The organism is Mycobacterium sp. IDUB_5 (assembly GCF_055419565.1).
Window position 1 is genome coordinate 525104 of record NZ_JBVAXX010000005.1, and the last position, 26297, is coordinate 551400.

Consider the following 26297-nt stretch of genomic DNA (forward strand, 5'->3'; position numbering starts at 1 on the left):
GTGGTTCTCCGGGTTGACCTGGCGATCAGCGGAGACTGTCCTTGACCACTTTGCCACTGGCATTGGTAGGTAGGCAGTCGACGAACTCTACAAATCGCGGAACCTTGTAACCGGCCATCTGCTGACGAGTCCAGCGGACCAGGGCCTCGGCGGTGAGCAGTCCGCCCGGGCGCAGTACGACGAAGGCTTTGCCGACTTCACCCAACCGGGGGTCGGGCACGCCGACAACGGCCGCTTGTGCGACGGCCGGATGCTCTGTGAGAACACCTTCGATCTCAGCCGGGTAGGCGTTGAATCCCCCGACGATGAACATGTCCTTCTTTCGCCCGATGATGCGCAAGCGGCCCGATTCCGTGCACTCCCCGACGTCACCGGTATGCAACCAACCCTGGTCGTCGATGGCCTCGGCTGTCGCCGCAGGGTCGTCGAGGTATCCCTGCATGACGCCGTATCCACTCACGAGGACCTCACCGTCCTCGCCCAGGCGCACGTTCACTCCGTCGCAGGGCACTCCGGCCGTGGTCGCGACGTCGACCAACGAGTCGCCGGGCCGAGAGAGCGTCACGTTGCCTGCCTCGGTCAGGCCGTATCCCGTCATCAGGGTCTCGAAAGGCAGTTCGGCGTGCACTCGACGGACCAGCTCGACGGGAATGTCGGACGCGCCGGTCACCCCTGCTCGCAGCGACGCCAGCCTGGTTTTGTCTTCGACGTCGAGGAGGGAGTGGTACAGCGTTGGCGGACCGGGCAGCATCGTGATGCGTTCGCGCTCGATCAAGTCGACCACCCGATCGATGTCGAATTGAGCGACCGGCAGCATGGTCGCTCCGCGCAGAAACGCGGCCACCAGACCGGCCTTCAAACCGAAGGTGTGGAAGAACGGGTTGACCATGAGGTAGCGGTCACCTTCGCGCAGATCCGCGAGAGTGGCCCATTCCTCGTACATACGCAGCGTCTGGCGGTGATTCATCATGGCGCCCTTGGGTTTACCCGTCGTCCCAGACGTGTAGACGACGTCGGCGATTTCGTCGCCGCTCGCTGGGCACCAGTAGGGCTTCCCAGAAGCCAAGACATCCGATCGAACGTCGACCGCTGTGACCCCCGGTGAGACGTCGAAGTCGCGACCCAGAAATCCCCGTTGCACGAGCACGGCTTTGGCTCCGCTACGGCTGATGACATCCGCCGCCTCACCGTCGGCGAATCGCGTGTTCACGGGAACGAGCACGCCACCAGCGGCCATCACGCCGAAGGCGGCGACGATCCAGTGCACAGAATTCGGGGCCCACAGCGCGACACGGTCGCCGCGTTGGATGCCAAAGTCGGCAAGGGCACCCGACGCGCGACCGATCCGGTCGACGAGTTCGGCGAAACTGAGGCGCACCGAACCGTCTACGACGGCTTCGCTGTCGCCGAAGCGATCCGCTGAACTCGCGACCAGCTCGGGAATGGTCGTCCAGTGACCTGCTGGAGTCACGCAAGGATGAGGCGGGACAAGTTGCCGCCCATGATCTTTGCCTGATCGTCGACCGAGAGATGATCGAGCGCGGTGACATAGTGGGTGGGCTCGGCCAACCCTTCTGGATGCGGCCAATCGGATCCGTAGAGCACCTGATCGACACCGATGAGGTTGATCAGATCGTCGATGCCCTCCTCATAGAAGGGGCTGACATAGATACGGTTCTTGATCTCTTCGATCGGATTGCCTAGGAACGCCTCGGGGGCCTTCTTGTAGACCTCGGCCATGGAATCCAAAAGGGGGAACATCCATTTGGAGCCAGCTTCCACGATGCCGACCTTGAGCTTGGGGTGCCGGAACAGAGCACCATGGATGACCCATGAGGCGACAGCGTCCTGGATGGGGCGCCACTCATTGAGAATCGACATGGCATTCGTTTGGAACGGCAGCATCTCCTGCGCCTGGCCGTCCCACTCGGAGGTGTAGCGGGAGTAGCCACTGTCGCTCGAGTGCATACCGACGAAGACATCATGGTGAACGACCCGCTCCCAGAAAGGGTCGAACTCGGGAAGGGCGAATGAGCGGGGCCCCCGGAAACCGGGCACCGGCGCGGGCCGAATCAGGATCGCGCGGGCACCTCGCGCCACCGCCCATTCCAGTTCCTCGATCGCCTTCTCCAGAATCGGCAGCGTGATGACCGGGGTGGTGAAGATGCGGTTCTGATAGTTGAAGCCCCAGACCTCGTGAAGCCACTCGTTGAGCGAGTGGATCAGAACGTGGATGGCGATCGGATCGTCGGCGAGACGTTCCTCGATCAGGCTGGCCAACGTGGGGAACATCAGTGACCGCTGGATGCCGAGCTCGTCCATCTTCTCCAGACGGGGTGCGGGCTCGAAGAAGGCCGGGATCGCCTTCATCGGCTCGCCGAACAGTTCGCGCTTGCTCTTACCGTCCGGGTTGCCGAATTTGAAGTACTCCTCCCAGGCGCCGGGCCTGGCCACCACGGAGAACGTCGGATTGGGGATGTAGTTGCTGATCTGCCCCTTGAGCGCGATCTTCGTTCGGCCGTTGATCTCGACGTACTGGACGACGTCCTTGTATTCCTTCGGCAGGTACTTGGTCAGAGCTTCGGGCGGCTCGTAGAGGTGGTTGTCTGCGTCGAACAGCGGAAAGGGGATGTCGACCCGGTGCGAAAGCTGACCCATGCGGAATTCTCCTTATCGTTTGTGAGAATCATATTCTCATGCGCGCCGACTGGCAATGCTCGACCGGGTCAAGCGCCCCGCCGGACCGACTCTCGCACCCTGAACTTCTGCACTTTGCCGCTGGCCGTGCGGGGAAAGTCGTCCACTTCGTGCAGTTCCTCCGGCCACTTCTGCCGGGCTACACCGACAGCCCGGAAACGTTCGCGCACCTGCGACAACGTGGGCATCGCAGCGTCGGCGCGGATCCGCAGCACCGCCGCGACGCGCTCGCCGAACCGATGATCGGGGGCAGCTACCACGACAGCCTCGACCACCTCAGGCATCCCGAGGAGCACCTCCTCGACCTCGAGCGCGCTGATGTTCTCGCCACCTCGGATGATCACGTCCGACCGACGGTCGATGATCGTGAGGTATCCGTCGGCATCGAGCACGCCGATGTCGCCGGTCCGGTACCAGCCCTCGTCGTCGAAAGCCTGGGCCGTCAGCTCGGGATCGGTATAGCCCAGGCAGAGGTCTGGCCCGCGGCTGAGGATTTCGCCGTCTTCGTCGAGCTTCAGCTCGACCCCCGGACGCGCTCTGCCGTCGGTGTAGAGCCGCTTGCTCTCCGGCGTGTCGGGCGATGATCCGGTGATCGATGGATGTTCCGTGCTGCCGTAGGACCGGAACACGAAGAAGCCCAGGTCCGCAAGACGCGTGGTCAGCGCGGCCGGCACCGTCGATCCGCCAAGCCCCACCGTGGTGAATAGGCGTCGATGGTCCTCAGTGCAGTCCGGATGGTCCAGCAGGCTTGTCACGAAGTAGGGCGGCCCACCGCCAATTGACAACCCCTCAGACTTCATCAGTGCGAGGACCTTCGCTGGATCCCACGCATCGACCAGGTCGACCGGGGCCCCCTCGATGACCGGGATCAAGAACGCGCAGACCATGCCGATGAAGTGGCCGACCGGCGTGGCCGTGATCTGCCGGCCGCGGTCGGGCGGGTAGGAAGCCAGCAGCTGACGGGTTTCGCAGCTCAGGGTCTGATGACTGTGCACGACGCCCTTCGGGTCGCGGGTGGTGCCAGAGGTGAACGCGATCAACGCGGGCGCACCGGGGTCGGCCGCGACAGTCCCCGCCAAGGGACGATCGGCGAGCAGCGCGTCGAAACCGCGCTCGCCCTCGGAGCCGACCAACGCGACGATCGGTACGTCGCTGCACAGCTCAGGCGAGAACGTCATCCGACCAAAGTGCTCAGTGGTGACGAAGGCCCGGGGTGCGGCGGTACGCAGGATGTGGCTGACCTCTTTGGAACCGTAGAAATGCACGATCGGCACCACGGTGGCACCGAGCAGCGCCGTCGCCCAGAACGTCGCGGCGGCCTCCATCCAATTCGGCAACTGCATGGCGACCACATCGCCTGGCCCGACCCCACGTTCTCGCAATCCGGCGGCGAGCCGACGGGCCACGAGTTCGACGTCGCCGAAGGTGCCCGACCAGGGTCGCTCCTCGGAATGCACCCGAAAACTCACCGCAGGATGCGCCCCCAAGCCCGCTGCCAGCATGTCGCCGAGCGTCTCCGGCCGCCACCAGCCCTCTAGCTCGTAGCGTGTGGCGAGGTCGCGCGGGACGACCCGCACCGGGGTTGCGAACACGTGGGCGATGCTATTCTCCGTTATTGAGAATGCCAATGCCATGCAATGAGAACGGCAGGTCAATCCATGGTCGATCTGGACATTGACGACGGCGTTGCCGTCGTCACCATCGACCGCCCGCATGCGCGCAATGCCATCTCGCTGGAGACGATGGATCAGCTCGACAGAGCCCTGGACGGAGCTGCGTGCGCTCGGGCACTGGTGATCAGGGGTGCAGGAGACAAGGCATTCGTGTCCGGCGGCGACCTGAAGGAACTCGCCGCCCTTCGCAGCGAAGCCGATGCGGCGGCGATGGCCAGGCGGATGCGTGCGGTCTGCGATCGGATCGCCGGCTTCCCCGGTCCGGTGCTGGCGGCGCTGAACGGGCACGCCTTTGGCGGTGGCGCCGAGGTGGCGGTAGCTGCCGACATCCGACTGGCCGCCGACGACGTGAAGATCGGCTTCAATCAAGTCGCGCTGGCGATCATGCCGGCTTGGGGTGGCGCCGAGCGCCTCGCTGACATCGTCGGAAAGAGCCGCGCTCTGCTTCTGGCAGGCACCGGGCACGTACTCGACGCGCACGAGGCCCAGCGCGTGGGCCTCATCGACGTCGTGGTCCCCCGCGACTCTTTCGAGGACCAGTGGCGCACTCTGGCACGCAAGCTGGCGGCCGCACCGGTCACCGCCATCAAGCGTGTGATCGCGGGAGCCACGCCCGAGGAGGCGATCGATTCCTTCGCCAAGCTGTGGGTGTCCGACGCCCACTGGGCCGCCGCCGAGCGAGTGATGAAGCGCCCGGAGCAACCGAAGGCGTAATCGGGTCTCGAGCCACCGGAGGCACAGTTGGCAAGCACGATGATTCAGCCCGCCGCGTTCCTACGCACCACTCTGCCACTCTCCCTGGATGTCCTGGCGGAGTACGACTCTGGGCGTTACCACTCGATCTGGCTGCCCGACCACATGGTCAGCTTTTGGCCGGACTCCATCTGGACACCCGAGTTCACCGACCTGGCGACGGTGTCACCGTCGCCGCACCGCCATCTCGACGGAATGGCCGTAGCCGCCGCGGCGGCTGTCCTGACGACCAGAACGCCCCTCGTGACGAGTGTGGTGGACACCGTCCGCAGACACCCGGCCATGCTTGCCCAGACCGCTCTGACCGTCGACCATCTCAGCGGCGGTCGCTTCATCCTGGGACTGGGCTCGGGCGAGTTGGAGAACACCGTGCCCTACGGGTTCGATTTCGCCAAGCCCGTCAGCCGCTTCGAAGAGGCGATCCAGGTGATCAAGACGCTCTGGGAAAGCGATGGACCCGTCGACTTCGCCGGCGACTTCTTCCGACTCGAGCACGCGCGACTCGACACCGAACTCGTCGACGGACGACCACCCCCTATCTGGATCGGCGCCGCCGGGCCACGAATGCTCGAGATCACCGGCAGGCATGCCGACGGATGGTGGCCGAACGGGGCATACACCCCGGAGGCTTACGCAGAGAAGCTCGCGGTAATCCACCGATCTGCCGAGCGCTCCGGTCGCGACCCCGCGGCGATCGTGCCCGCGCTCACCCAGATCTGCCTCATCGGTGACGACGACGAAATCGCCGAGATGCTCGAGTCGCCCATGGTCAAGGCGATCATTCTGCTGATGACCGCCGAGGATCTGCTCACCTTCGGGTACCAACACCCGATGGGCCCGCAGTGGCGCGGTGTCATGGACTTCGACCCTGTCAGTCTGTCTCGAGAAAGGATCGTCGAGTTCTGCCGAGAAGTGGACACTCAGGCCGTCCGCGACGTGTTCCCCTGCGGCACACCGCACGAGGTGGCCAAGAGAATCGTCGGCTTCGGCGAAGCAGGCATGCGGGTGTTCAAGCTGATGGAGTACGGAGCGATGGCCGGCATCCGCTTCGCGGAGCGTTCCGCCGCCAAGGTCCGCGACACCGAAGACGAAGTGCTCCGCCTGCTGACCGGGGCCGTGCCGTCCGCGCCGACGGGAAGTCGCCTCGACGCGAATGCGCTGCTCGAGTCGGCCTGCAGGGATACCGGCTTGTCAGACTGGGGCGATACCACGTTGCCCGACCGGTTCGCGTCCGCCGTCGAGCACCTCACCCGGGTAGCGCTCGATGCGGCCGGACGACACGCGGCGGCGGAGAACTGCCGCTGGCTGTTGACCACGCGTCTGAGGTTCATCGAGGACCGCCACCGGTACGACCTCGCCGACGAGATCATCGACCGACCCACCTTCGTCACTGGCGAGCCCCGATCGGGGACGACGCTGATGCATGCCCTGATGTCTGTCGACCCCAACGCCAGAGCCCTGCGCTTCTGGGAGGTGATGTACCCGTCACCGCCGCCGGGGGTGGCGGCTCCCGACGACGACCGGCAGGCTCGTGCCGATGCCGACTGGCGCGAGATCAACGCCCGGCTACCCAGGTGGCTTCACTCCCATCCGTACAACGACATGCTCGGCGACGGGTTGCCCGAGGACGAACGGTGCTGGGCGTTCGACTTCCGCGTCATGACACCGACCGCGTGGTGGCGGGTTCCGATACAGAGCCTCGTCTCCGGTCTGCCGACCGATGCCGCGGCCCAGTACCGCATCCACCGTGCGATGCTGCAGCAGATGCAATACCGCCGACCGTCAAAGCGGTGGGTACTCAAGGGCTTCCACGGCGCACGGTTGTCCGACTTCTTCGACGCGTACCCCGATGCCCGGCTGATCTGGCTGCACCGCGACCCAGTGCAGGTAGCCGCATCGCGCGCGATGATGATGGCCGACATCATGGACGGACTACTCCATGGCACAGACGCGACTTTCGACCTCGCGACCGAGACCAGGGCGCATTTGGAGATGACCCGCGCAAGCGTCGCCAACACCATGACCAACCCACTCACCGCCGACCCCCGCATTCATCACGTCCGCTACACCGACTTCGTCGCCGATCCAGTGGGGACGATTCGCGGCTGCTACACATTCGCCGACCGCGAGCTCTCCCCCGATGCAGAGCGGGCGATGCGGACCTATCTCACCGAGAACAAGAGCGACCGTCACGGGAAGTTCCGCTACTCGACCACGCTGCTTACCGACATCGGTGAGGATGTGGATCGACTACACGAGGAGTTCCGACCGTTTCGGGAACGATTCGGCGTCGTCATCGAGAATCGGGATTAGATGCATCCGCGAGTGTCACTGCACCAGGTCGCGTTCCTCAATGAATCCACCGAGACGTTCCTGGACCACTGCCGCAGCATCGGCGTCGGGAACGTCTCGTTGATCTCCACCTCATTGACCGAACTCGACGCCTACGACGCCGCGCGCCGCGCCGTCCACACTGACGGCCTCACGGTGACTGCACTCAACCACCCCTTCGCAGTACACCCCGATCTGGATCGGGACACCGGGTTGGCAGTCGAAAAGCTCTACGAAGCAATCGATCTCGCTGGCAGTCTCGGCGCTGGCATCGTCTACATGATCACGGGCGGTCGCGGATACCTGCGGTGGGAGCAGGCCGCCGAACGCTTCGCCGATCTCGTCTCACAGTGCACGGCCCATGCGGCGGCCTACGGCGTTCACCTCCTCGTCGAGAACGCCTCGGCCTTCAACGCCGACATCCACTTCGTGCACACCCTCACCGACGCCATCACCGTCGCCGAGATCGCCGACGTGGGCACATGCGTCGAGCTGCACGCCTGTTGGACCGAGGGTGGGCTCTTCGCACTGCTCGAGCGGGCGTTGCCGCGAACCGGACTCATACAGGTCAGCGACTACGTGCTCGGCGATCGATCCGCACCCTGCCGCGCGGTACCCGGTGATGGCGTGATCCCGTTGCAAGACATCCTCGCCCACGTTCTGGCCGCGGGCTACCAGGGCATCTTCGACGTCGAGTTGGTCGGCCCCCGGATCGATGCGGAGGGTGCCCGGGAGGCAACCGCACGCGGTGCACGTTACGTGTCCGACCTGTTGACACGATTGGGAGCCTGACGTGGCCATCGGCGATGGACCCGCCGACCAGTCACTTCGCGACGCCTGGCACCACTTCTGCGACCAGCTGAAGACCGCAGGCGACGCCGCCTTCAAGGACGTCAATCCCGCTGCACCGATCATGCGGGCCGACGCGTTTCGCTTCTTGACCCAGAATCTCGGCCAAGCCTTCGATCTGGCACTCGAGACCAAAGATCCGGCCTACCCGCAGCTTCACTGGTTCTGCACGCCCACCTGCAAGCTCGGTGGTGATGTCGCGGACTTCACCTATCGACAGGCCTGGATCGATGGTCGCCACACCTATCGAATCACCGGGCGCCGCGGTTCGGCGCGCTGGCTCAACGTGACCGTGCAGGGCCCACGACCCGAGTTCATTCCCGGTACCGACGTGCCTAGCTTGCACGAACCGTTCGGCGACGTCCCCGAGAGCAACATCTTCGGTCATCAGATCGACACCGATGCCAACGGCACCTTCGAACTCTTCGTCGGGGGGGAGCGCCGCGCCGCCAACTGGCTGCCGACGACACCGGGGTCTCGAAAACTGTTCATCCGTGAAGCTTTCGATGCCTGGACCGAGACCCCCACCGCGATGACCATCGAGCGCGTCGGCATGGACTCACCTCGCCCGGTACCGGGGCCTACGCAACTGACTGACGCCATGGAATGGGCAGGAGCTTTCCTCGTCGGCGCGATGCGTGACTGGCCTGAGCATTCCTGGCGGCACTCCGGGGGCGTGTGCGATCCCACCTTCACCAACTCTTTCCCACCAGACAAGGTCGCCGACTCCGCGGCGGATGCGACGCGGGGACGAATGGCGGCGCACATGGTGTGGCACCTGCGACCGAACGAGGCGCTGATCGTGGAGATGGATGCCCACGACGGGTTCTGGGTCTTCGGGATGGGCGGAGTGTTCGGCGGCAGCATGGACTTCCTGCACCGCTCGGTCAGTTTCACGCCGGCACGGACCGTCGTCGATGGAGACGGTGTCATCCGTTTCGTCATCGCCCACGACGACCCCGGAGTGCACAATTGGCTTGATACCCAATCGTTTTCCGACGGCAATCTCACCTACCGTAATCTCGCGAGCACCCATCGGGCAGTGTTCCGCACCCGCCTCCTGTCGCGATCGGCGGTGCTCGACGAACTGCCACCCGACACCGCGCTCGTCGACCGCGCCGGCAGAGCTCGGCAACTGCACGAACGCTACCGCGCTGTGAAGTTGCGATATGGCATCTGACGTCGTGAGCCGCGCAGTCACCGTGGCACTCCCGCCAGGGTTCGGCAGCGACCGAATCGCGCTTTCTCGGCCATCGGAGTAAAGCACGTTCTAAAATACGGAAATGCGCTTTCCTTCGAGGAACCGCCCACCCGCACCCGCCGTCTGCCGCGGCCAGATGGCGCTCGCGCCGCTGTTACTCACAGCGGCACTCGTGCCCGGTGCAGTGATCGCCGGTCCCGTCGCGCACGCCGATGATGCTCCTCCGCCAGGCCCGCCGATGCACACGGTCACGTACACCGTGTTCTCCGAGGCCCCGTTCCGCAATGCCGAGATCTACTATCACGCAGTCGATCCGCCGAACTTCGCGGACTACAGCCACAACCCCTACGTATTCACCCCGAACGTGGAGGCCGATCTGGGCCCGACTCAGCCGTGGACCCTGGACGTCCAGCTCGCCAACCCGGACGACTGGGCGATGGTGACGGTCACGAGCCTGGATTCACCGAGGAGACCCAACTTCCACTGCACACTCGCCGTAGATGGCACGGTCGTGGTGTCCAATACGGGACCGATAGGGACGCTGTGCTCCATACGGAACTATTAGCGTCACCCCGAGACGCTCAGCCCGTCCGTCGGTTCGGTCGTGACGGGCCGACGCTCACCCTCCATCCGGTGCAACCACGACTCGCAGAACGCGAGCGTCTCTGCGTGGCCGCCCGACATCCCCAGCGCCTGCTCCATGACCAGTACGCGAGTCAGGCTCGTCGCGAACACCGCCCACACGACCGGCGGCACCTCCGACACGTCGTAGCCGTAGCGACCAAGCGCCGTGGTGATCGCATCCACCTGTTGTCTGCGGAATTGCTCGGCGTACGCGCCGATCTCGGCCCGCAGCGCCTTTCGGTGATTGGCGAGCCCCATGAACTCCATCGTGAGTCGGGTGCCCGCGGGATCGATGCCGAATTCCCACAGCGCCCACAATGGTTGTGGCGAGTCCAGCGCGCGCGCCTGCACCTCGAGCCCCTGAACCGCTCGGCGACGGAAGATCTCGATGAACATCTCGTCCATCGTGCGGAAGTAGTAGTGCACCAGTTGGGGCTTCAGCCCAGCGCGCTCGGCGACCCGCCGGGACGTCACCGCCGCATAACCGTCTTCCAGCATCAATTGCTCGGCCGCGTCGAGCAGCACGGCGCGGTTCTTCGCCTCGGGTCCCGCGACCCGCCGATCCGATGCCATGCCGCCACCTGCCCTCTCGTGTGAATGACAGCGCCTCCCAGGCGAATGGTAGGCGCGACGCACCCGGACTCTCTTGACCGGGCCACCACGTAATGCTAAGCATGTGCTCAGCATCTATGGCAGCCCAGCCCCCCGACGGCAGATCATCCGTCGCCCAACCTCATCCGTCGCCCAAGCGGGCACTGGAAGGACAACCCCGACAATGACTGCAGATTTCGACGCCATCGACTATTTCACCGACCAGTCGTTGGTGCCGGATCCGCACCCGTACTTCGACCACCTGCGCAGCAAGTGTCCGGTCGTGCGCGAGCCGAACTACGGCGTGCTGGCCATCACCGGCTATGACGAGGCCAACACGGTGTTGAAGGACACCGACACCTACTCATCGTGCATTGCGGTCGCCGGACCGTTCCCGCCACTGCCGTTCACCCCGGAAGGCGACGACATCACGGCGCAGATCGCCGAGCACCGGCAGCTGATGCCGATGTTCGAGCACATGGTCACCATGGATCCGCCGGACCACACCAACGCCCGTTCGCTCCTGAACCGCCTGCTGACCCCCCGCCGCCTGAAGGAGAACGAGGCCTTCATGTGGCGCCTGGCCGATGAATGTCTCGACGAAATCGTGCCCCACGGGAAGTGCGAATTCCTCTCCGCATATGCAAAACCGTTCTCGCTTCTGGTCATTGCCGATCTTCTCGGTGTGCCGCACGAGGATCACGAAGAGTTCCGCACCGTTCTCGGCGCACCGCGACCCGGCGCGACGGTGGGATCACTCGAAGGAGAGCTGGTCGCGACCAACCCCCTGGCGTGGCTCGATGACAAGTTCGTTGCGTATCTGGAGGACCGCCGCGAGAACCCGCGTGACGACGTCCTGACCGCGCTGGCGACGGCCAAGTTTCCCGACGGGTCGACACCTCCGGTCATCGAGGTCGCCCGGTCGGCGACATTCCTTTTCGCGGCCGGCCAGGAGACCACCACGAAACTACTGTCTGCGTCGATCAGGGTCCTCGGCGACCGCCCCGACATCCAGGACGCTCTGCGCAAGGATCGAAGTCGCATACCGGTGTTCGTCGAAGAGGCGCTTCGCATGGATGCCCCCGTCAAGAGCCAGTTCCGGCTGGCCAAGAAGACCACCGTCCTCAACGGCACCGAAGTTCCAGCCGGAACGACGTTGATGATCTGCCCGGGAGCGGTCAATCGCGACCCGATGCGCTTCGAGAACCCGCATGAATTCGACATCAATCGCAAGAACGTCCGCGAACACATCGCGTTCGGGCGGGGCGTCCACTCCTGCCCCGGCGGGCCGCTGGCTCGCGTGGAGGGGCGGGTGTCGATGGAGCGCATCCTCGACCGCATGAACGACATCCGCATCGACGAGGAGAAACACGGGCCGGCCGGCGCTCGCAGCTACAACTACGAGCCCACATTCATCCTGCGCGGACTGACCGAGATCAACATCGAATTCACCCCGGCGGTGTCGAACTGACCGGCGGGCGGTGGCGGCGCCCAGCAGCATCACTGCTGGGCGCATCGTTGACGGCAGCGGCCACCATATCGGCGCCGATCGCCGGCGCCGACCCGCATATGCCGTTGGGAAACTACGAGGTACTCAACAACCGGTGGAACGACCACTCGTGGATCTGGTCGGTGACCCACTCATGCAACGACGATCCCGAGTGTGGAACCTACTACGAGGATCCCGTGTTGGCCCCACACACCGACAACCTCAACGTGATCGCGATAGCGCGGCCACCGAAGAGCCAGCGTTTCCAGAACATCGCGTTCTATGCCGACGGGCGCTACACCCTGACCGTGGACGTCATCGACGGGGTGCGCTGCATCGGGTACAACCTGCCCTCGCACGACGTCTACTCATGGGACGCAACAACCCTGGCAGGAACGATCGTGTCGACGTACAACGCGGGGTGTTACGGCGCCCCGGGCGGCGTCAGCACGTATACCTTTGCCCTGCAACGCTACTGACGCGTACCCAAGGACATCATGTGTCCCCGCGCATCCACCTGCTTTCGCCGTCGCGCGCGTCGCACGACAGGAACAATCCGTCGGGCGCCTGAGCCATCTCCCCGTCGCGACCTGAACAGTTGGAGCCTTCGAGTTTGACACCACGCAGCTCGGTGGATCGGAACCACCGCGGAGCGTAGCGCCTCGGAGAACCGCAGAACAGCACGCGGCCCCAATCAGTCACTCCGAACACGTAATACGTCGTCTGATAACACGGCGCACCGAGAACGGCGCCCGGTTGGATCCCCGGCACGCAGGCTGGTTCGTTGCACGATGTCGGATCGTCGGCGGGCGCCGGATCAGCCGGATCGGCGGCCGCTGACGGCGCGAGGACCAATCCTGACATCAGGATTCCGGCCGCGACGACGCTGGCGATGTGCACACCCCGATTCTGTCATGGGCCGAACAGGATTTCGTCCGATCCATCGCATCAATCGGCGCCGATTTCACTCGCAATGGCCGAAAACGCGTGACGGCCCGGCGCTCGGCGGTAAATGTTATTCTCTGTGGCAGAACGACATTGCGGTGAGCGAGGACCGAGGAGACGACATGGAGGCAGTCAGGCCCCTCGCCGGAGCGCTCGCGATCGCCGCGGCGTCGGCCATCTGTGCACCCACCGCGCAGGCCGATTACGAGCAGTACGCGATGAACGGCACCTATTCGGTGGTCTCCAACGGCGAATGGGCCAGGAACAACGACCGCTACCAGGACGAACCGACGGTGCGCAGCACGTGGACCGTCACCTCCACCTGCACCACGGCGATGACCTGCGCCGGGAAGGTCACCAGCTCACTGGGGTGGACTGAAGACGTCTACACGATCTCCGGGGCGGACTGGTACGTCAAACACGCTGTTCCTGACTGGATCCCGTGCCCGGATGGCAGCAGGGCCCCCGGTCTACAGGTCTACCACTTCTATCCCGCAGACGACGCCGGGCTCGTCAAGCGGATCTCGGACATGTGGCTGGGGACCGACCAGACCACCGGGATCAGCGGGAACTGTGGTCGCAACAAGTCGCTCGTCGTCAACCTTCCGGTCAAAATCGTCAAGATCTCCTGACCCCTCTCTCTTTCGCCGGCTAATGCGGCATCAGATCCCGCCACGTCGTCGGCATCGGGTCAGCGAACGCCAGGTTGGTCACTTTGTAGAGCTTGCCGTCCGAGCCGACATACTCCCCCGTCCTGGGATTGTATTGTGCTACAGCAACTTTCGGCTTCTTACCGGATCGTCCCGCAGAGAAGCCGCTCGGTGCGACGGGCGTCGCGCCGCCGCTGCCTGCGGGGGCGTCGGGGATGCTCGCGGGCGGTGAAGGTTCAGGTGTCCCCTGCGCCGGGGCACTCACGGGCGGTAACGGTTGACCGTTCAACGAGTTTCCGACCGGCGGGGGCGGCGCGACCGGTACCTCGAGCGGTGACACGGGCTGGCCACCCGGCGGGGTTCCGTACGGGACGGCTCCGGGCGGCAACGGGGTGCCCTCTACAGGTGCGTAAATGTCATTGTCGAGCGTCGTTCGATCGTCGAGGGGAATCCCCTGGGCGATCAAACTCGGATCGAGGGGCACCGGCCCCAACACGTGAGGTCGCATCGCCAATGGCGTGAATGGCTTGTCGCTGTTGCAGATCGCGATGGTCGGGGCGCGCTTGCCGGGCTTTCTGATGCAGGGGAAGTTGCGGGCACCACGCACCGCGATGGGCGAATCCTGAGGCAGCTTGCAGTACAACCCGTCGGGGGTGTCGATGTCGGACACGTCATCGGGTGAACGCCACGACGACGGTGGCAGGAAGCCGACCGTACACGCCGGCGGGTCGTTGACGGTGATGGCGAAGTCACCGCGAGCGCCACCGGTGGAGTCCGACGTGCTCGAGTAACCCTGCTGTTGGGCCATATATGGCGGCAGAAGCACCAGCAGCTGCTCGAGCGACGCGTTGTAGGTCATCAGGATCTCGCCCACCGTGCTCAAATTGCCGATCAGAACGGGCAGCGTGGGCTTTAGCTCATTCAACAACCCCGAGACCTCGCTACTGAATCCGGGAAAGGTCTGCAACACCGTACGCAGCTGCGGATCGCTCTCGACCAACTGGCCCGTCACGCCGGCGACACTGCGTGCCCACGTCCGTATCGCATCGGCCCCCTGGGCCTGACCCTCGAGCAGCGGGCGGGCGTCGTCCGCGAGCGCCCGACTCTGCGCTGCAACGCCATTGAGGTCTGCGCTCAGGACCGAGCCGGAGTCGAGCAACGAACCGAAGTCCTCACCGGCACCGTTGAGTCCCTTGTAGGTCTCGTCCAGCAGGTCGGCCAGCCGATCTTTGGGGAAGGTTCCGACTAGGGTGTTCACCTTGTCCAACACCGGGCCGATGGGCATCGGGATGGTCGCATTGTCTCTGGTGATGACAGCGTGATCCTGAAGGTAGGGACCAGAATCGGTGCGCGGCATCAAGTCGACGTACTGCTCGCCCACTGCCGACACGCTCTTGACGCTCGCCTCCAGGTCCGCAGGAATCTGCGGCGACGTCGCGATCGACAACGTCGCCACCGCACCATCGGGGGCCAACCGCACATCGGTGACCTTGCCGATCTGCACACCGCGGTAGGTGACGTTGCTGAGCTGGTAAAGGCCACCGCTGCTCGGCAACTCGAGCGTCACCGTGAGCCTCCCGATGCCAAGCAGCGTGGGTGCCTGCATGTAGGAGATCGCCATCACCAGCAGGCCGACGACCGACACCACGGTGAATATCGCCAATTGGATCTTGATGAAACGGGTCAGCATCAGTTGCCGCCCTCCTGCGCAGGCGGTGGTGCCGCGGGTGCTGGCGCCGCGGGCGGTGGGGCCGCGGGTGCTGGCGCCGCGGGTGCCGGAATCGACCCGGGTCCCGGCAGGCTCTTGTCCGCCCCGGGCGGATCGGCCTGCAAACCGGGGGTCGGCGGATTGCCCGGCAGAGGACCGAGCGGGCCGCCGGATGGAGGAGGTCGCAGTGGTCGGCCCAGCGGATCGAGCGTGTACGTCTGGAAGTACGGTTCACCCGGCAGAGGCACGAGATCGCGGCCCTCCTGGCCGCCTCGTGTGCCCAAGAACAGCGACTTGCGCAACCGCGGGCCGGAGATGTCGACCGTGACGAAGATGTTGATGAAGTCACCTCTGATGCCGCGGTCGATCACGCCCTGTCCGTACGGGAAAACCGTGGCGTAGGCCAACGCGGCGTCCAGATCGGGTCCCACGTCGGCAAGGGCCTTGATCGTGGGCGCCAGGTTCGTCAAGTTGGTGACCAGGTCTGCCTGGGTGTCGTTCACCAGCCGGTTGGCCGTATCGCTGAACTGACCCAGTTTGGTGAGCGCTGTGGTCAACCGTGGCCGTTCCCGGTCCAGCACCTCCAAGGCACGCGGAATACGCTGCAGCGCTTGATCGAGGGTGTCCTTTCGATTGGCGAAGGTCGAGGCGACCCGGTTCAGTGCGTCGATGGTGGCAACGATGCTCTGTCGCTGCTGATCGAGGGTGCCGACGAAGGTGTCGAGTTGGGTGAGCAGATCGCGGAAGTCACTCTCACGTCCGGACAATGCCGTGTTGAAGGTGTGCACGATGTCGCCGATCTGGCCCAGTCCGCCCGCGTTGACCACGACCGACAGCGCTGACAGCGTCTGCTCCGTCGTCGGATACGTGGACGAGTCGTTCAGTCCGATGGTGGCGCCCGAGGGCAGCTCTCCCGTGGGCTGTTGACCGGCAGGCGGATTCAAGGCGAGGTGCATCGAACCGAGCAGACTCGTCTGACCGACGCTGGCGACCGCATTGGCGGGAACCACCACGTCGGGCTTGATCGTCACGTCGACCTCGGCATGCCAGCCCTCGACACGCATTGCCTTGACGCTGCCCACCACCACGTCGTTCATCAGCACCGGCGAATTCGTCTCCAACGTCGCGATATTCGCGATCTCCACGTGGTAGAGGTGCGCGTCGGAACCTCGTCCCACCGCACCTGGCAGAGGCAGGGAGTTGATCCCCTGGAACGCACATCCCGTGGAAATCGTCGCGATACCGGCAACGATGCTCAGCAGGGCCATCGGCCTTCTCGGGATCATGACGGCGGCGTCCCCTCGGTCGGCGGGGCAGGCTCGGGAGCCGGCGGAGCCTCGGCGGGAAGCAGCACTTGCGGCAGGCTCGGTGGGCCCGCGGCGGCGGGAGATTCCTGACCTGGAGGGCCGCCAGGCAGGATCTGCGGCGGATCCGTGGGCACGGGCGCGCCGGGATACAGCGCGGGGAACGGCGCCACGGGGAGACGATTGTTCTCCGGGAGCGGGACGCCGGGTGGGCCCATGCCCGGCGGCGGCGGGACGTCGCCGTCGAGACCGGTGTAGGCAGACACTGACGGCGGAATCTCCGGTGGCGACGGCGCACCGCCGGTACCACCCGGTGCCAACGCGGGGTCTGCGTAGATGACGTGATCCGGGCTCGCTGACTTGGCGAGATACGGATTGATCGGTACCGGAATGTAATTGAGATTGAGCAGTCGCAGAGCCGGCCCCAGGTAGTCGTTGCACAGTTTGGCTGTCTCTGGCGCGGTCGTGTTGGCGGTTGCGCCGACCGTGCCACAGATCAACTGCATGGGGTTCGCGAGGTTGGGGATAGAGAACGCCCCACGGACCGCGCCGATATCGGGATCGTAGATGTTGTACGCGTTGGCGAATGCGTTGGGCGTGACGTGCAGGACCTGTTCCAGATCGTCCTTCGACTCGACCAACGTCTGGGTCACCTGCGCCAATCCCTTGACCTGCTCGACGGTCTGATTCCTGGTACCGGCGACGAAGCGTGTGACCTCGTTCACCGCGGCAGCCAGGTTCGTCAACGCACCGTCGAGTTCCGACTTGCTTCCGTCGAGCACGCTGGACAACGTCGCGAGCCGGTCGTTGAAGGAGACGATCTGTTGGTTGCTGTCGCGCAGTGCGGTGACGAAAATCTGCAAGTTCTTGATCGTGCCGACCAGATCTCCGCTACCACTACTCAGGATCCGTCCGACTCCCGATAGTTGAGCCAAGGTCTGACGAAGTTTGTCGCCGTTGCCATCGAGCGCGTTCGCTGCGCTGTCGATGAACCGGCCCACCGAGGACGTCGACATGTCTCCCGTCGGCCCCAAATCCGTTGCCAGCCGGTCGAGTTGGAGTTTGACCTCATCCCATTCCACCGGGACGGCGGTGCGCTCCACGGGGATGACGGCTCCGTCGGCCATGGTGGGACCGGTGGACCGGTAGGCCGGCGTCAGTTGGACGTACCGGGCGGCGATCAAGTTCTGAGCGACGATCACCGCCTTGGCGTCTGCCGGCACCGACACGGAATGGTCGACGCTCAGGACGATCTTGGCCTGTGTGCCTTGCGGCTCGATCGCGCTGATGGTCCCGACCTTCACTCCGGCGACCTTGACGTCGTCGCCGGGGTAGATGGAGGTGGCGGTCCGGAAGTAGGCGGTGATCGTCGAGGGCGCGAAGAACGCGGCGCGCAGGACCAGGAACCCTCCCCCGATCAGCGCGACGATCAGTGCCAACGCAACGAAGGGCGTCAGCCAGCGTCGCACTCGAGTCGTCATCGTGACCCACCCGGAATGGCGTTGTAGGGCAACTGGAGTTCAGCGCGCGGCCCGGTCTCCGGCGTGGTGGGGGGCGCCCCGGAACCGAATGGGCCGCGCCGGAATCCGAAGGCGTAGTCCAAGAACGGCTGCAAGTACTGTCCGAAGGAGACGTTCGGCACGTAGGCGATGTAGTAGGGACCGCTGGAGACGGCCTCGCTCTGTGTCAACTGATATTTCGCCAGGCCCGGAATCGCTTTGGCGATGTTGTCGCGATTACGGATGAGAACCTCGTTCACTTTGTTCAACCGTTCCAACGTCGGCGCGAGCTCCTTCTCGTTGTCCGCGACGAGATTGACGAGCTGCTGAGAGACGGCGGTGGTGTTTGCCAGCAGATCGACGATGGCCTGCCGACGTTCCACGAGAACACCCAGCAGATCGTTGGCGTTGAGGATCAGGCTGTTCACCTGTTGGCTGCGCTCGGACAAGATGCCGGTGACGGCCGACGCGGCCTGCAGGAGATCGCGCAGGCTTTCGTTGCGGCCGTTCAACGCAGTGGACAGGCGGGTCAGCCCGTCGAACGTGGGGCCGAGCCTGGGCGCCACCTGGTCAAGGGTCTGGGACAGGGTGTCGAGCGAGAGGTTCAGCTGCTGGGTATCGGTGCCCGCGGTGTTCGCGGCAAGCTCGCCGACCGCGTCGGTGAGTGAGTACGGCGATGACGTTCGCTCCACCGGGATGGGTTCTGATCGGTCGAGGGCGCGGCTACCACTCGACTCCAGAGCCAGAACCCGTTGCCCGAGAAGAGATCCCGTTCGGATGTGGGCGGAGGTCTCCGAACCCAGGGGGTACTTGCTCTGCACGGTGAAGCCGACCAGTGCGTCGCCGTCGGCGAGCGACACACGTGTCACAGAACCCACCTTGATGCCCGAGATCGTGACGTCGTTGCCGACGTAGAGGCCACCGGCATCGGCGAAGCGCGCCTGGTAGGTCAATGACGTCGCATACGCGAGCAACCTCTCAGGTTGCAGCCCGACCGCGATGACCAGGATGGCGAGCACGACACCGATGAAACCGGCTTTGACGAGGGTTGCGCTGGCGCGATACTTCAGCATTACGGCTCAGCACACCTTCCGTTTTCCTGTTTCACGACCGGGAACAATGCGGCCCTACCCTGAAGATCCGTGACGCGGACCTGAAGCGCACAGATGTAGTACTGCACGAAGGATCCGTAAGCCCCTACACGCGCGAGCTTGCGGTAGTTGCCGGGTGCGCGCTGCAGCGCTCCGTCGAGGACACCCTTGCCGCTCTCCAGGTTAGGCGCAAGACGATTGAGCTGATCGACCGTAGCCGCCAGCGGTGGCCGAGCCTGTGCGAGCAGGTCGGCCAGCGAGGCCGTGCCCTGGTCCAGCGACGTAATCGCGGTGCCGATCGGATCGCGGTCCTGGGCCAATCCGTCGATCAGCTTCTCGAGCCGGTCGATGGCATCGCCGAACTGGTCGCCATCCTTGGCGATCGTGTCCAGCGTCGTTTTCAGGTTGTCGAGCAGGGCCTGGACCGTCCGGTCGTCGTCGGCCACGGTGTTGGTGAATGACGACGTCTTCGACAACAGCGAGTCCAAGGTGCCGCCCTGTCCCTGGAACACCTGCACCAGCGAGGCCGTCAGGGCGTTGACGTCTGTCGGATTGAGGCCCTGGACCACGGGTTTGAGGCCGCTGAGCAACAGGTCGAGGTCCAGCGCCGGTGTGGTTCGGCTCTTCGGTATCTGGGCGCCGGGCGGGAGCGGTGCAGTGGAGCCGGGACCATCGACGAGGTCGAGAAAGCGGTCGCCGGTGAGATTGAGATAGCGGATCTGAGCTTTGGTTCCGTCGGTGAGATTGATGCTGCGGTCGGCGTCGAAGTCGACGACGACCTCGCCGCCCTGCCCTAGGGACACCTCGGTCACCGTGCCGACCCGGATGCCTGCGACTCGCACCGTGTCACCCGACTTCAGCCGGGACGCATCGGTGAACACGGCCGAGTAACCGTTGGTGGAGCCCGTTCGATATTGGCCGAAAGTGAAGAACAGGAACACGGTCAGCAGAATCATGACGGCGGCAAAGGCGCCGAATTTCACCATCGTTGCGCGAGAGCCGGTCATCCGGGCATCCCGACCTGACCGGTGTTACGCGGCGGCCCATCGAGTGGTCCGAACAATGCCTGCTTGAGTCCGTCGGAATTCAACAGGAGCCCCTGGTTGCCATATTTCCATGGGTTCGCGCCGACATCGGTGACCAGAAATGGCGGCCGCTTCCCGTTCGGTACGACCGGTAGCATCTGTTCCTTGCACGAAATCCCGCTCTTCGCCGCAACTTTGGGAAGGTCGGTTGGATACCGGTAGCGGTCGATGCCGAGTGTGAAGGTCGCCGAGATGTTCAGTCCAGAGTTGTCGAACGGCGGGGTCTTGGTGAAGGTGGCGAGACCCTGCACGCCGCAGCGCAGATTGTCGCTGTACTTGCTGGCGACTGACGTCGTGGGAACCAACATGTGCAGGAGGTCGGTCAGCCCTTGGCGGTTGGATCCGACCACATCATTCCCCGTTTCGGCGAGCCCGATCGAGCTGAGGAGGAACATATCGATCGCCTGTGCTTGGTCGACCACCGTGTCGCTCACCTTGGTGGTGTTGGCGAGCACGTCGGCGAGGTCGGGGGCCGCGTCGGCGTAGGCGTTCACCGCGACCGGCGCCACTTCTAGGTCACGGCTGATGCTGCCCATGCTGGGGTTGAGGTTCTGTAGAAAGCGGTCGAGATCGGTGACGGTCTGTCCCAGCTTCTCGCCGCGGCCCCGCAGGCCGCCCGAGGCGGCGCCCAGGGTCTGGTTCAACTTGACCGGATCTATGGCCTTGAGGACCGAGTTCAACTGTTGGAAAACCGTATTCGTCTCCACGGTCACGTGTTCGACGTCGATCTCGGCTCCCTTCGACAACGGTGTCGGCGACGGATTGGGCGGGTCGGCCAGTTGGACCGACTTCGCGCCGAACACCGTCGATGAGCTGATGTCGACGACGACGTTGGACGGAATGTTGCGCAGCTCGTCGGGATCCATCGCCAGGTGCAGGACGACCTTGCCGTCGGGACGAGTCTCTATCGACTCGACCTGTCCGACTTGGACACCACGCATTTGAACCTTGGCCTCCGGGTTCATCACCAGGCCGGCCCGTTCCGCGACCACGGTCACCGGAACGGTCTGACCGAAACCGCCCAGGAACATCGCGATCGCCAACACGATGGCCGCCACGATCACCAGGACCATGCCCAACCCCACCAGGGGACGAAGGATTGTGCTCGACATCGATATCCCCCTATCCCGACAGGTTGAAGTGGCCGTTGGAGCCGTACACGGCAAGCGAGATCAGCAGGGTGACCGACACGACGATGATCAGCGACGTGCGCACGGCATTGCCGACGGCCACCCCCACCCCCGATGGCCCACCGCTGGCGAAGTATCCGTAGTAGGTGTGCACGAGCAGGATCGACAGCGCCATGAGCAGGGCCTGTAAAAAGGACCACATCAGATCGACCGGGTTGAGAAAAGTCTCGAAGTAGTGGTCGTACAAACCTCCGGATTGTCCGAAGAGCACAACGGTGGTGAATCTGGATGCGAGGAAGGACAGGATCACCGCGACTGCGTACAGCGGAGTGATGGCGAGCATCCCCGCCACGATGCGAGTGGACACCAGGTATTCGACGGAGGGGATGCCCATGGTTTCCAGGGCGTCGATCTCCTCGTTGATGCGCATCGCTCCCAGCTGTGCGGTGACGCCGGCACCGAAGGTGGCTGCCAGACCGATGCCGGCCACCACCGGGGCGGCGATGCGGACGTTGATGAAGGCGGCCAGGAAGCCGGTCAGTGCCTCGATGCCGATGTTGCCCAGCGACGAGTAGCCCTGTACGGCCAGAGTGCCGCCGGTGGCCAGGGTGAGGAAGCCGACGATGACCAGTGTGCCGCCGATCATTGCCAGCACGCCGGCGCCCATCGAGATCTCGGCGATCAGGCGCACGACCTCTGTGCGAAAGTGCGCTGCCGCGTGCGGCGTTCCGGCAAGGGCCTTGCCGAAGAACATGGTCTGGTCACCGAGCCGACCCAGCCTGCTGATCGGACGGTTCGCCGTGGACACCAGCCGCGGGAACCGGCTGCGCACCACCTGCAACGTGCCCATGGCTCGCCTACCTCGCCGTCAGCTGGATGCCGATGGCGGTGACCACCACATTGATGACGAACAACGCCATGAAGGCGAAGACGACGGTCTCGTTGACGGCGTTACCGACGGCCTTGGCTCCGCCACCGGTGATGGTCAGTCCTCGGTAGCAGGCGATCAGGCCGGCAAAGAGCCCGAACAACGCCGCCTTCACACACGAGATGATGACCTCGGGTACACCGGTGAGCAGGGTGATACCCGCGGCGAATGCGCCGGGATTGACGTCTTGGACGAACACCGAGAAGAAGTAGCCGCCGAGGATCCCGATGATGACCACGAGGCTGTTCAACAGGAACGCGATCAGTCCCGAGGCCAGCATGCGTGGAGTCACAAGCCGCTGAACGGGGTTGATGCCCAATACCTCCATGGCATCGATTTCCTCGCGGATCGTTCGCGAACCGAGGTCTGCGCACATGGCCGTGGCCCCCGCCCCGGCCACGATCAGCACGGTGACGAGCGGACCGACCTGGGTGACCGCGCCGAACGCCGCGCCGGCTCCGGACAGGTCGGCCGCGCCCAGCTCGCGCAGCAGGATGTTGAGAATGAAGCTCACCAGCACGGTGAACGGAATGGCCACCAGGAGCGTCGGCAACAGTGACACCCGCGCCACGAACCAACACTGTTCCAGGAACTCCCGTGTCTGGAAGGGCCGCACGAACACGAAGCGCATCGCATCGAGACCCATGGAGAACAGGCCGCCCACGGCCCCCATCGGCGACCGCAAACTCTTCGGCAGCGAGATACCCGTCGACCAACGTTCGGGCCCCTTGACCGCCATGGGTTTCAGGTCCTTTCCTGTCGAACACCGTGGGCGTCAATATCCAGTGCCACAGCACATTTCGTCACAAGCGGGAACCGCGCTGCCTCGGGCGGTCGAACCGGCTTCACGCACTGTGGCACACGAGGGCCTTTGCTGGGGGCGCCTTCGGCGAAGTAGTTCGCACTGACTGGTGACGATGCCATCGGAAATGAAGGCGCCTCAATCGATGGGGCGACATCGTGGCATCTCTGAACTGCCGGACGATGTCGTCCGCTTCGATGTGACGCTTCGAACATGTCGCCTTCCGCGCCTAGGTGACCGCGCCGGCGGTCTTCAGCTCGATGATGCGGTCCCAGTCCATGCCCAACTCCATCAGGATCTCGTCGGTCTGAGCGGCGAAACCCGGCGCGGGTTGGGTTCGCGGCGCGGCGACGTCGAACTGAACCGGGTTCGCGACGAGGTCGAGATCACCTGCCCGCACGATGTATTCGTTCGCGAGGACCTGAGCGTCGGCGGCGGCCTGCAACGTGTCCTGAACGGGCGCCCACGGTCCCGCCAGCGTGGCGAAGCGCTCACTCCACTCGGGCAGGGTTCGGGTGGCGATGACGCTCCGGAGGATTTCCACGGCGGCGGCAGTGTTCTGCGCGATGGACTCAGCGGTTGAGAACCGCGGGTCGTCGATCAGGTCGTCGCGATCGATGTGCCGGCAGACGTCCGCCCAGAACTTGATGGGCTGCATCATCAGCAGAGAGATGTAGCGGTCGTCTTTCGTCGCATAAACGCCGGCGAGAGGGTTGACCGGTGACCCGTGCACGCCAGGCGTCGGGGCGATGAGGCGCTGGCCGAGGTGCGACGTCAACGCGATGGTGTGGCCCATGGCCCACAGCCCGCTTCCCAGCAGAGACACGTCGACCGTCGACGGCTCCCCCGTGCGTTCACGCTTGAGCAACGCGGCGGCGATACCTCCGGCCAGATTGGTGCCGGAGATGGTGTCGCCGTATGCGGGGCCGGGAGGAGCGATCATGCCTTCGACACCCGGGGGCGTGATGGTGGCTGCAGTTCCGGCGCGGCACCAGAACGCGGTCATGTCGTAGCCGCCCTTGGTGGCTTCCAGGCCGCGGGGGCCGAGGGCGCTTCCTCTGGCGTAGATCACCTGGGGATTCACCGCGCGGATGTCGTCGACGTCGATGCCGAACTTCTCCCGGTGGCCGGGCAGGAAGCTGGTCAAGAAGACGTCTGCGTGACTGGCGAGTTCGAGGAGAACCTCGCGGCCCTCCGGCGTCGAGGCGTCGAGACCGATACTGCGCTTGCCACGGTTGGCGTGTTCGATGTTGGGATTGGGGTCGCCCTCGACGCGAAGTGATCCGGTCTGGCGAAGGCCGCGCTGCGGGTCGCCGGTGACCGCGTGCTCGACCTTGATCACATCGGCACCCCACTCTGCGAGGACCGCTCCCGCCGACGGCACGAACCCGTACATCGCGACTTCCAGGACGCGAATCCCCGCCAGTGGCAGGCTCACGACGCAGAATCCGGGACGACAGTGGCGAAGGTCTTGCGCTCCTGGAACTCCTCGAGGCCGGCCAGACCCATTTCTCGACCGATGCCCGACTGTTTGTAGCCACCGAAGGGAGCGTCGGGACTGAAGTAGTTGCCGCCGTTGATCGAGAATGTGCCCGTTCGGATACGACGGGCCATCGCCACCGCGCGCTCCTCGCTTCCGAACACCGCGCCGGACAGACCGTATATGGAGTTGTTCGCGATCCGGACCGCGTCGTCGTCGTCGTCGTAAGCGATGACGACGAGCACCGGTCCGAAGACCTCTTCCTGTGCGATCTCGGCGTCTGCGTCCACGTTGGTGAGCAGGGTGGGGGTGTAGAAGAAGCCGGGATCCTTCTTCTCTCCGCCGACAACCAGAGTTGCACCCGCGGCCACTGCGCGCTGGACCATGCCGTCGACTTTGTCTCGCTGGCGCTCGCTGATCAGAGGACCCATGTAGGTCTTCGGGTTGTGCGGGTCGCCGTAGCGGACATGGGCGAAGTTGGTCTTGACCATTTCCACGATCTCGTCGTGGTGTGCCCGGGGCACCAGGAGCCGTGAGGTCAGTGCGCAACCCTGGCCTGCGTGGGTGACCATGCTGAAGGCCGCGAACATTGCAGCGGTCGCGAAGTCGGCGTCGTCGAGCACGATGGCCGCCGACTTTCCACCGAGTTCGAGAAACACTCTTTTGAGAGTGGTGCTGGCGGCCGCCATGATCGCCCGACCGGTGGGAGTGGAACCGGTGAACGTGACGATGTCCACCTCAGGGCTGGCCACCAGTGCGGCACCGACCTCCGGGTCCGACGAGCTCAAGACATTGACCACCCCGGCAGGGATGTCGGTGTGGTTGGCGATGATCTCGCCGAGGGCCAGGGTGACGAGCGGCGTGTCGGGCGCCCCCTTGAGCACGACGGTGCAGCCCGCGGCCAGCGACGGTGCGAGCTTCGCGAGCGCCAGCTGATTGGGGTAGTTGTAGGCCACGATGGCTGCCACCACACCGCCGGCCTCCTTCTCCACCCAGCGGTGGTGCTGCATCCCACGGCTTTCGATGTTGCCGAGATCTTCGGTCAGCGGGATCGTCTCGAGCAGGTCCGCGTAGTAGCGCACGATCTCGATCGGCTGGTCGAGCTGAGCGCCCGCGAGCAGCGCGGGGGTGGCGCCCACTTCGGCAATGGTCAACGCGGCCAGCTCGTCGCGATGCTCGATCAGCGCCCGATGGAACTGATCCAGGCAACGCATCCGCAGCTCGACGTCGGTCGCCCACCGCCCCTCATCGAAGGCCCTGCGGGCCGCGGTCACAGCCGCATCCGCGTCGGAGACCGTCCCGTCCGGTGCGTGACCGACGACCTCGCCGGTCGCCGGGTTGATCGAGGCGAACGAACGTTGCGCTTCGACGAGATGGCCGTCGATCAGCATGCGTCGATCGGGTGCTTCGGGATGCGTCTCGGACCGCTCTCCTGTGGTGACCGCGGGTGACTGCCCCATCCTGCTC

The 26297-nt window shown here is 64.8% G+C and carries 23 protein-coding genes and 1 pseudogene; 9 read left to right on the forward strand and 15 right to left on the reverse strand.

Annotation, left to right across the window (positions count from 1 at the left end; all coding sequences use genetic code 11):
- Positions 1 to 25: 25 nt before the first annotated feature.
- From ACZY1G_RS19320 to ACZY1G_RS19330, 3 genes are all read right to left on the reverse strand, one after another.
- Positions 26 to 1471, reverse strand: a complete 1446-nt coding sequence (locus ACZY1G_RS19320; protein WP_463823342.1) for a FadD3 family acyl-CoA ligase — start codon at positions 1469 to 1471, stop codon at positions 26 to 28.
- Positions 1468 to 2658: an amidohydrolase family protein gene (locus ACZY1G_RS19325; RefSeq protein ID WP_463823343.1), complete on the reverse strand. Its 1191-nt coding sequence runs from the start codon at positions 2656 to 2658 to the stop codon at positions 1468 to 1470. The genes ACZY1G_RS19320 and ACZY1G_RS19325 overlap by 4 nt, the downstream gene beginning before the upstream one ends.
- Before the next feature lie 68 nt (positions 2659 to 2726).
- On the reverse strand, positions 2727 to 4331 hold the full coding sequence (locus ACZY1G_RS19330; RefSeq protein WP_463823344.1) for an AMP-binding protein: 1605 nt from the start codon (positions 4329 to 4331) through the stop codon (positions 2727 to 2729).
- A 24-nt stretch (positions 4332 to 4355) separates the two neighbouring features.
- Here ACZY1G_RS19330 and ACZY1G_RS19335 point away from each other — a divergent pair, with 24 nt between their 5' ends.
- From ACZY1G_RS19335 to ACZY1G_RS19360, 6 genes and pseudogenes are all read left to right on the forward strand, one after another.
- Positions 4356 to 5084 (forward strand): enoyl-CoA hydratase/isomerase family protein, encoded by a 729-nt coding sequence (locus ACZY1G_RS19335; RefSeq protein WP_463816367.1) that lies wholly within the window; start codon positions 4356 to 4358, stop codon positions 5082 to 5084.
- Positions 5085 to 5123: 39 nt separating this feature from the next.
- Positions 5124 to 6227, forward strand: a pseudogene (locus tag ACZY1G_RS19340) (LLM class flavin-dependent oxidoreductase); the annotation flags it as partial.
- A 12-nt stretch (positions 6228 to 6239) separates the two neighbouring features.
- Entirely contained in the window at positions 6240 to 7436 is a 1197-nt protein-coding gene (locus tag ACZY1G_RS19345) for a sulfotransferase family protein (protein WP_463823420.1), read from the forward strand.
- Positions 7437 to 8246, forward strand: coding sequence for a sugar phosphate isomerase/epimerase family protein (locus tag ACZY1G_RS19350; protein ID WP_463823345.1), 810 nt, complete (start codon positions 7437 to 7439; stop codon positions 8244 to 8246).
- A gap of 1 nt (position 8247) precedes the next feature.
- The gene (locus ACZY1G_RS19355) at positions 8248 to 9483 is read left to right on the forward strand and encodes a DUF1214 domain-containing protein (protein WP_463823346.1); all 1236 of its coding nucleotides are present in this window, start codon (positions 8248 to 8250) and stop codon (positions 9481 to 9483) included.
- A 157-nt stretch (positions 9484 to 9640) separates the two neighbouring features.
- The gene (locus ACZY1G_RS19360; protein ID WP_463816523.1) at positions 9641 to 10069 is read left to right on the forward strand and encodes a hypothetical protein; all 429 of its coding nucleotides are present in this window, start codon (positions 9641 to 9643) and stop codon (positions 10067 to 10069) included.
- A 2-nt stretch (positions 10070 to 10071) separates the two neighbouring features.
- Here the strand turns inward: ACZY1G_RS19360 and ACZY1G_RS19365 are convergent, their stop codons facing one another.
- Positions 10072 to 10701 carry a TetR/AcrR family transcriptional regulator gene (locus ACZY1G_RS19365; protein WP_463816370.1) on the reverse strand — a complete coding sequence of 210 codons (630 nt, stop codon included), beginning with the start codon at positions 10699 to 10701 and terminating at the stop codon, positions 10072 to 10074.
- A 202-nt stretch (positions 10702 to 10903) separates the two neighbouring features.
- On the opposite strand from ACZY1G_RS19365, the gene ACZY1G_RS19370 reads away from it, so the two are divergent.
- Both ACZY1G_RS19370 and ACZY1G_RS19375 read left to right on the forward strand, forming a co-directional pair.
- Complete coding sequence (locus ACZY1G_RS19370) at positions 10904 to 12190, forward strand: cytochrome P450 (RefSeq protein WP_463823347.1); 1287 nt, start codon at positions 10904 to 10906, stop codon at positions 12188 to 12190.
- A 47-nt stretch (positions 12191 to 12237) separates the two neighbouring features.
- Positions 12238 to 12687: a hypothetical protein gene (locus tag ACZY1G_RS19375; RefSeq protein WP_463816372.1), complete on the forward strand. Its 450-nt coding sequence runs from the start codon at positions 12238 to 12240 to the stop codon at positions 12685 to 12687.
- A 16-nt stretch (positions 12688 to 12703) separates the two neighbouring features.
- Here ACZY1G_RS19375 and ACZY1G_RS19380 read toward each other — a convergent pair whose 3' ends face one another.
- Positions 12704 to 13072, reverse strand: coding sequence for a hypothetical protein (locus tag ACZY1G_RS19380; RefSeq protein WP_463823422.1), 369 nt, complete (start codon positions 13070 to 13072; stop codon positions 12704 to 12706).
- Between the two features lie 203 nt (positions 13073 to 13275).
- Here ACZY1G_RS19380 and ACZY1G_RS19385 point away from each other — a divergent pair, with 203 nt between their 5' ends.
- The gene (locus tag ACZY1G_RS19385) at positions 13276 to 13785 is read left to right on the forward strand and encodes an Rv2253/PknI dimerization domain-containing protein (protein ID WP_463816374.1); all 510 of its coding nucleotides are present in this window, start codon (positions 13276 to 13278) and stop codon (positions 13783 to 13785) included.
- 19 nt (positions 13786 to 13804) lie between these two features.
- Here ACZY1G_RS19385 and ACZY1G_RS19390 read toward each other — a convergent pair whose 3' ends face one another.
- From ACZY1G_RS19390 to ACZY1G_RS19435, 10 genes are all read right to left on the reverse strand, one after another.
- On the reverse strand, positions 13805 to 15493 hold the full coding sequence (locus ACZY1G_RS19390; protein WP_463823348.1) for an MCE family protein: 1689 nt from the start codon (positions 15491 to 15493) through the stop codon (positions 13805 to 13807).
- Positions 15493 to 16779 carry an MCE family protein gene (locus ACZY1G_RS19395; protein WP_463816376.1) on the reverse strand — a complete coding sequence of 429 codons (1287 nt, stop codon included), beginning with the start codon at positions 16777 to 16779 and terminating at the stop codon, positions 15493 to 15495. The genes ACZY1G_RS19390 and ACZY1G_RS19395 overlap by 1 nt, the downstream gene beginning before the upstream one ends.
- Positions 16780 to 16793: 14 nt before the next feature.
- Positions 16794 to 18296, reverse strand: a complete 1503-nt coding sequence (locus tag ACZY1G_RS19400) for an MCE family protein (protein ID WP_463823349.1) — start codon at positions 18294 to 18296, stop codon at positions 16794 to 16796.
- Positions 18293 to 19387, reverse strand: a complete 1095-nt coding sequence (locus ACZY1G_RS19405) for an MCE family protein (RefSeq protein WP_463823350.1) — start codon at positions 19385 to 19387, stop codon at positions 18293 to 18295. Before ACZY1G_RS19405 ends, ACZY1G_RS19400 begins: the two co-directional genes overlap by 4 nt.
- A complete protein-coding gene (locus ACZY1G_RS19410; protein ID WP_463823351.1) occupies positions 19387 to 20412 on the reverse strand; it encodes an MCE family protein in 1026 nt (341 codons plus the stop codon). The genes ACZY1G_RS19405 and ACZY1G_RS19410 overlap by 1 nt, the downstream gene beginning before the upstream one ends.
- A complete protein-coding gene (locus ACZY1G_RS19415) occupies positions 20409 to 21602 on the reverse strand; it encodes an MCE family protein (RefSeq protein ID WP_463823352.1) in 1194 nt (397 codons plus the stop codon). The genes ACZY1G_RS19410 and ACZY1G_RS19415 overlap by 4 nt, the downstream gene beginning before the upstream one ends.
- 10 nt (positions 21603 to 21612) lie before the next feature.
- A complete protein-coding gene (locus tag ACZY1G_RS19420) occupies positions 21613 to 22470 on the reverse strand; it encodes an MlaE family ABC transporter permease (protein ID WP_463816381.1) in 858 nt (285 codons plus the stop codon).
- Positions 22471 to 22477: 7 nt separating this feature from the next.
- Positions 22478 to 23287 carry an MlaE family ABC transporter permease gene (locus tag ACZY1G_RS19425; protein ID WP_463816382.1) on the reverse strand — a complete coding sequence of 270 codons (810 nt, stop codon included), beginning with the start codon at positions 23285 to 23287 and terminating at the stop codon, positions 22478 to 22480.
- Positions 23288 to 23579: 292 nt separating this feature from the next.
- Entirely contained in the window at positions 23580 to 24788 is a 1209-nt protein-coding gene (locus ACZY1G_RS19430) for a CaiB/BaiF CoA transferase family protein (protein ID WP_463816383.1), read from the reverse strand.
- Positions 24785 to 26290 (reverse strand): aldehyde dehydrogenase family protein, encoded by a 1506-nt coding sequence (locus tag ACZY1G_RS19435; protein WP_463816384.1) that lies wholly within the window; start codon positions 26288 to 26290, stop codon positions 24785 to 24787. The genes ACZY1G_RS19430 and ACZY1G_RS19435 overlap by 4 nt, the downstream gene beginning before the upstream one ends.
- Between the last annotated feature and the right edge of the window lie 7 nt (positions 26291 to 26297).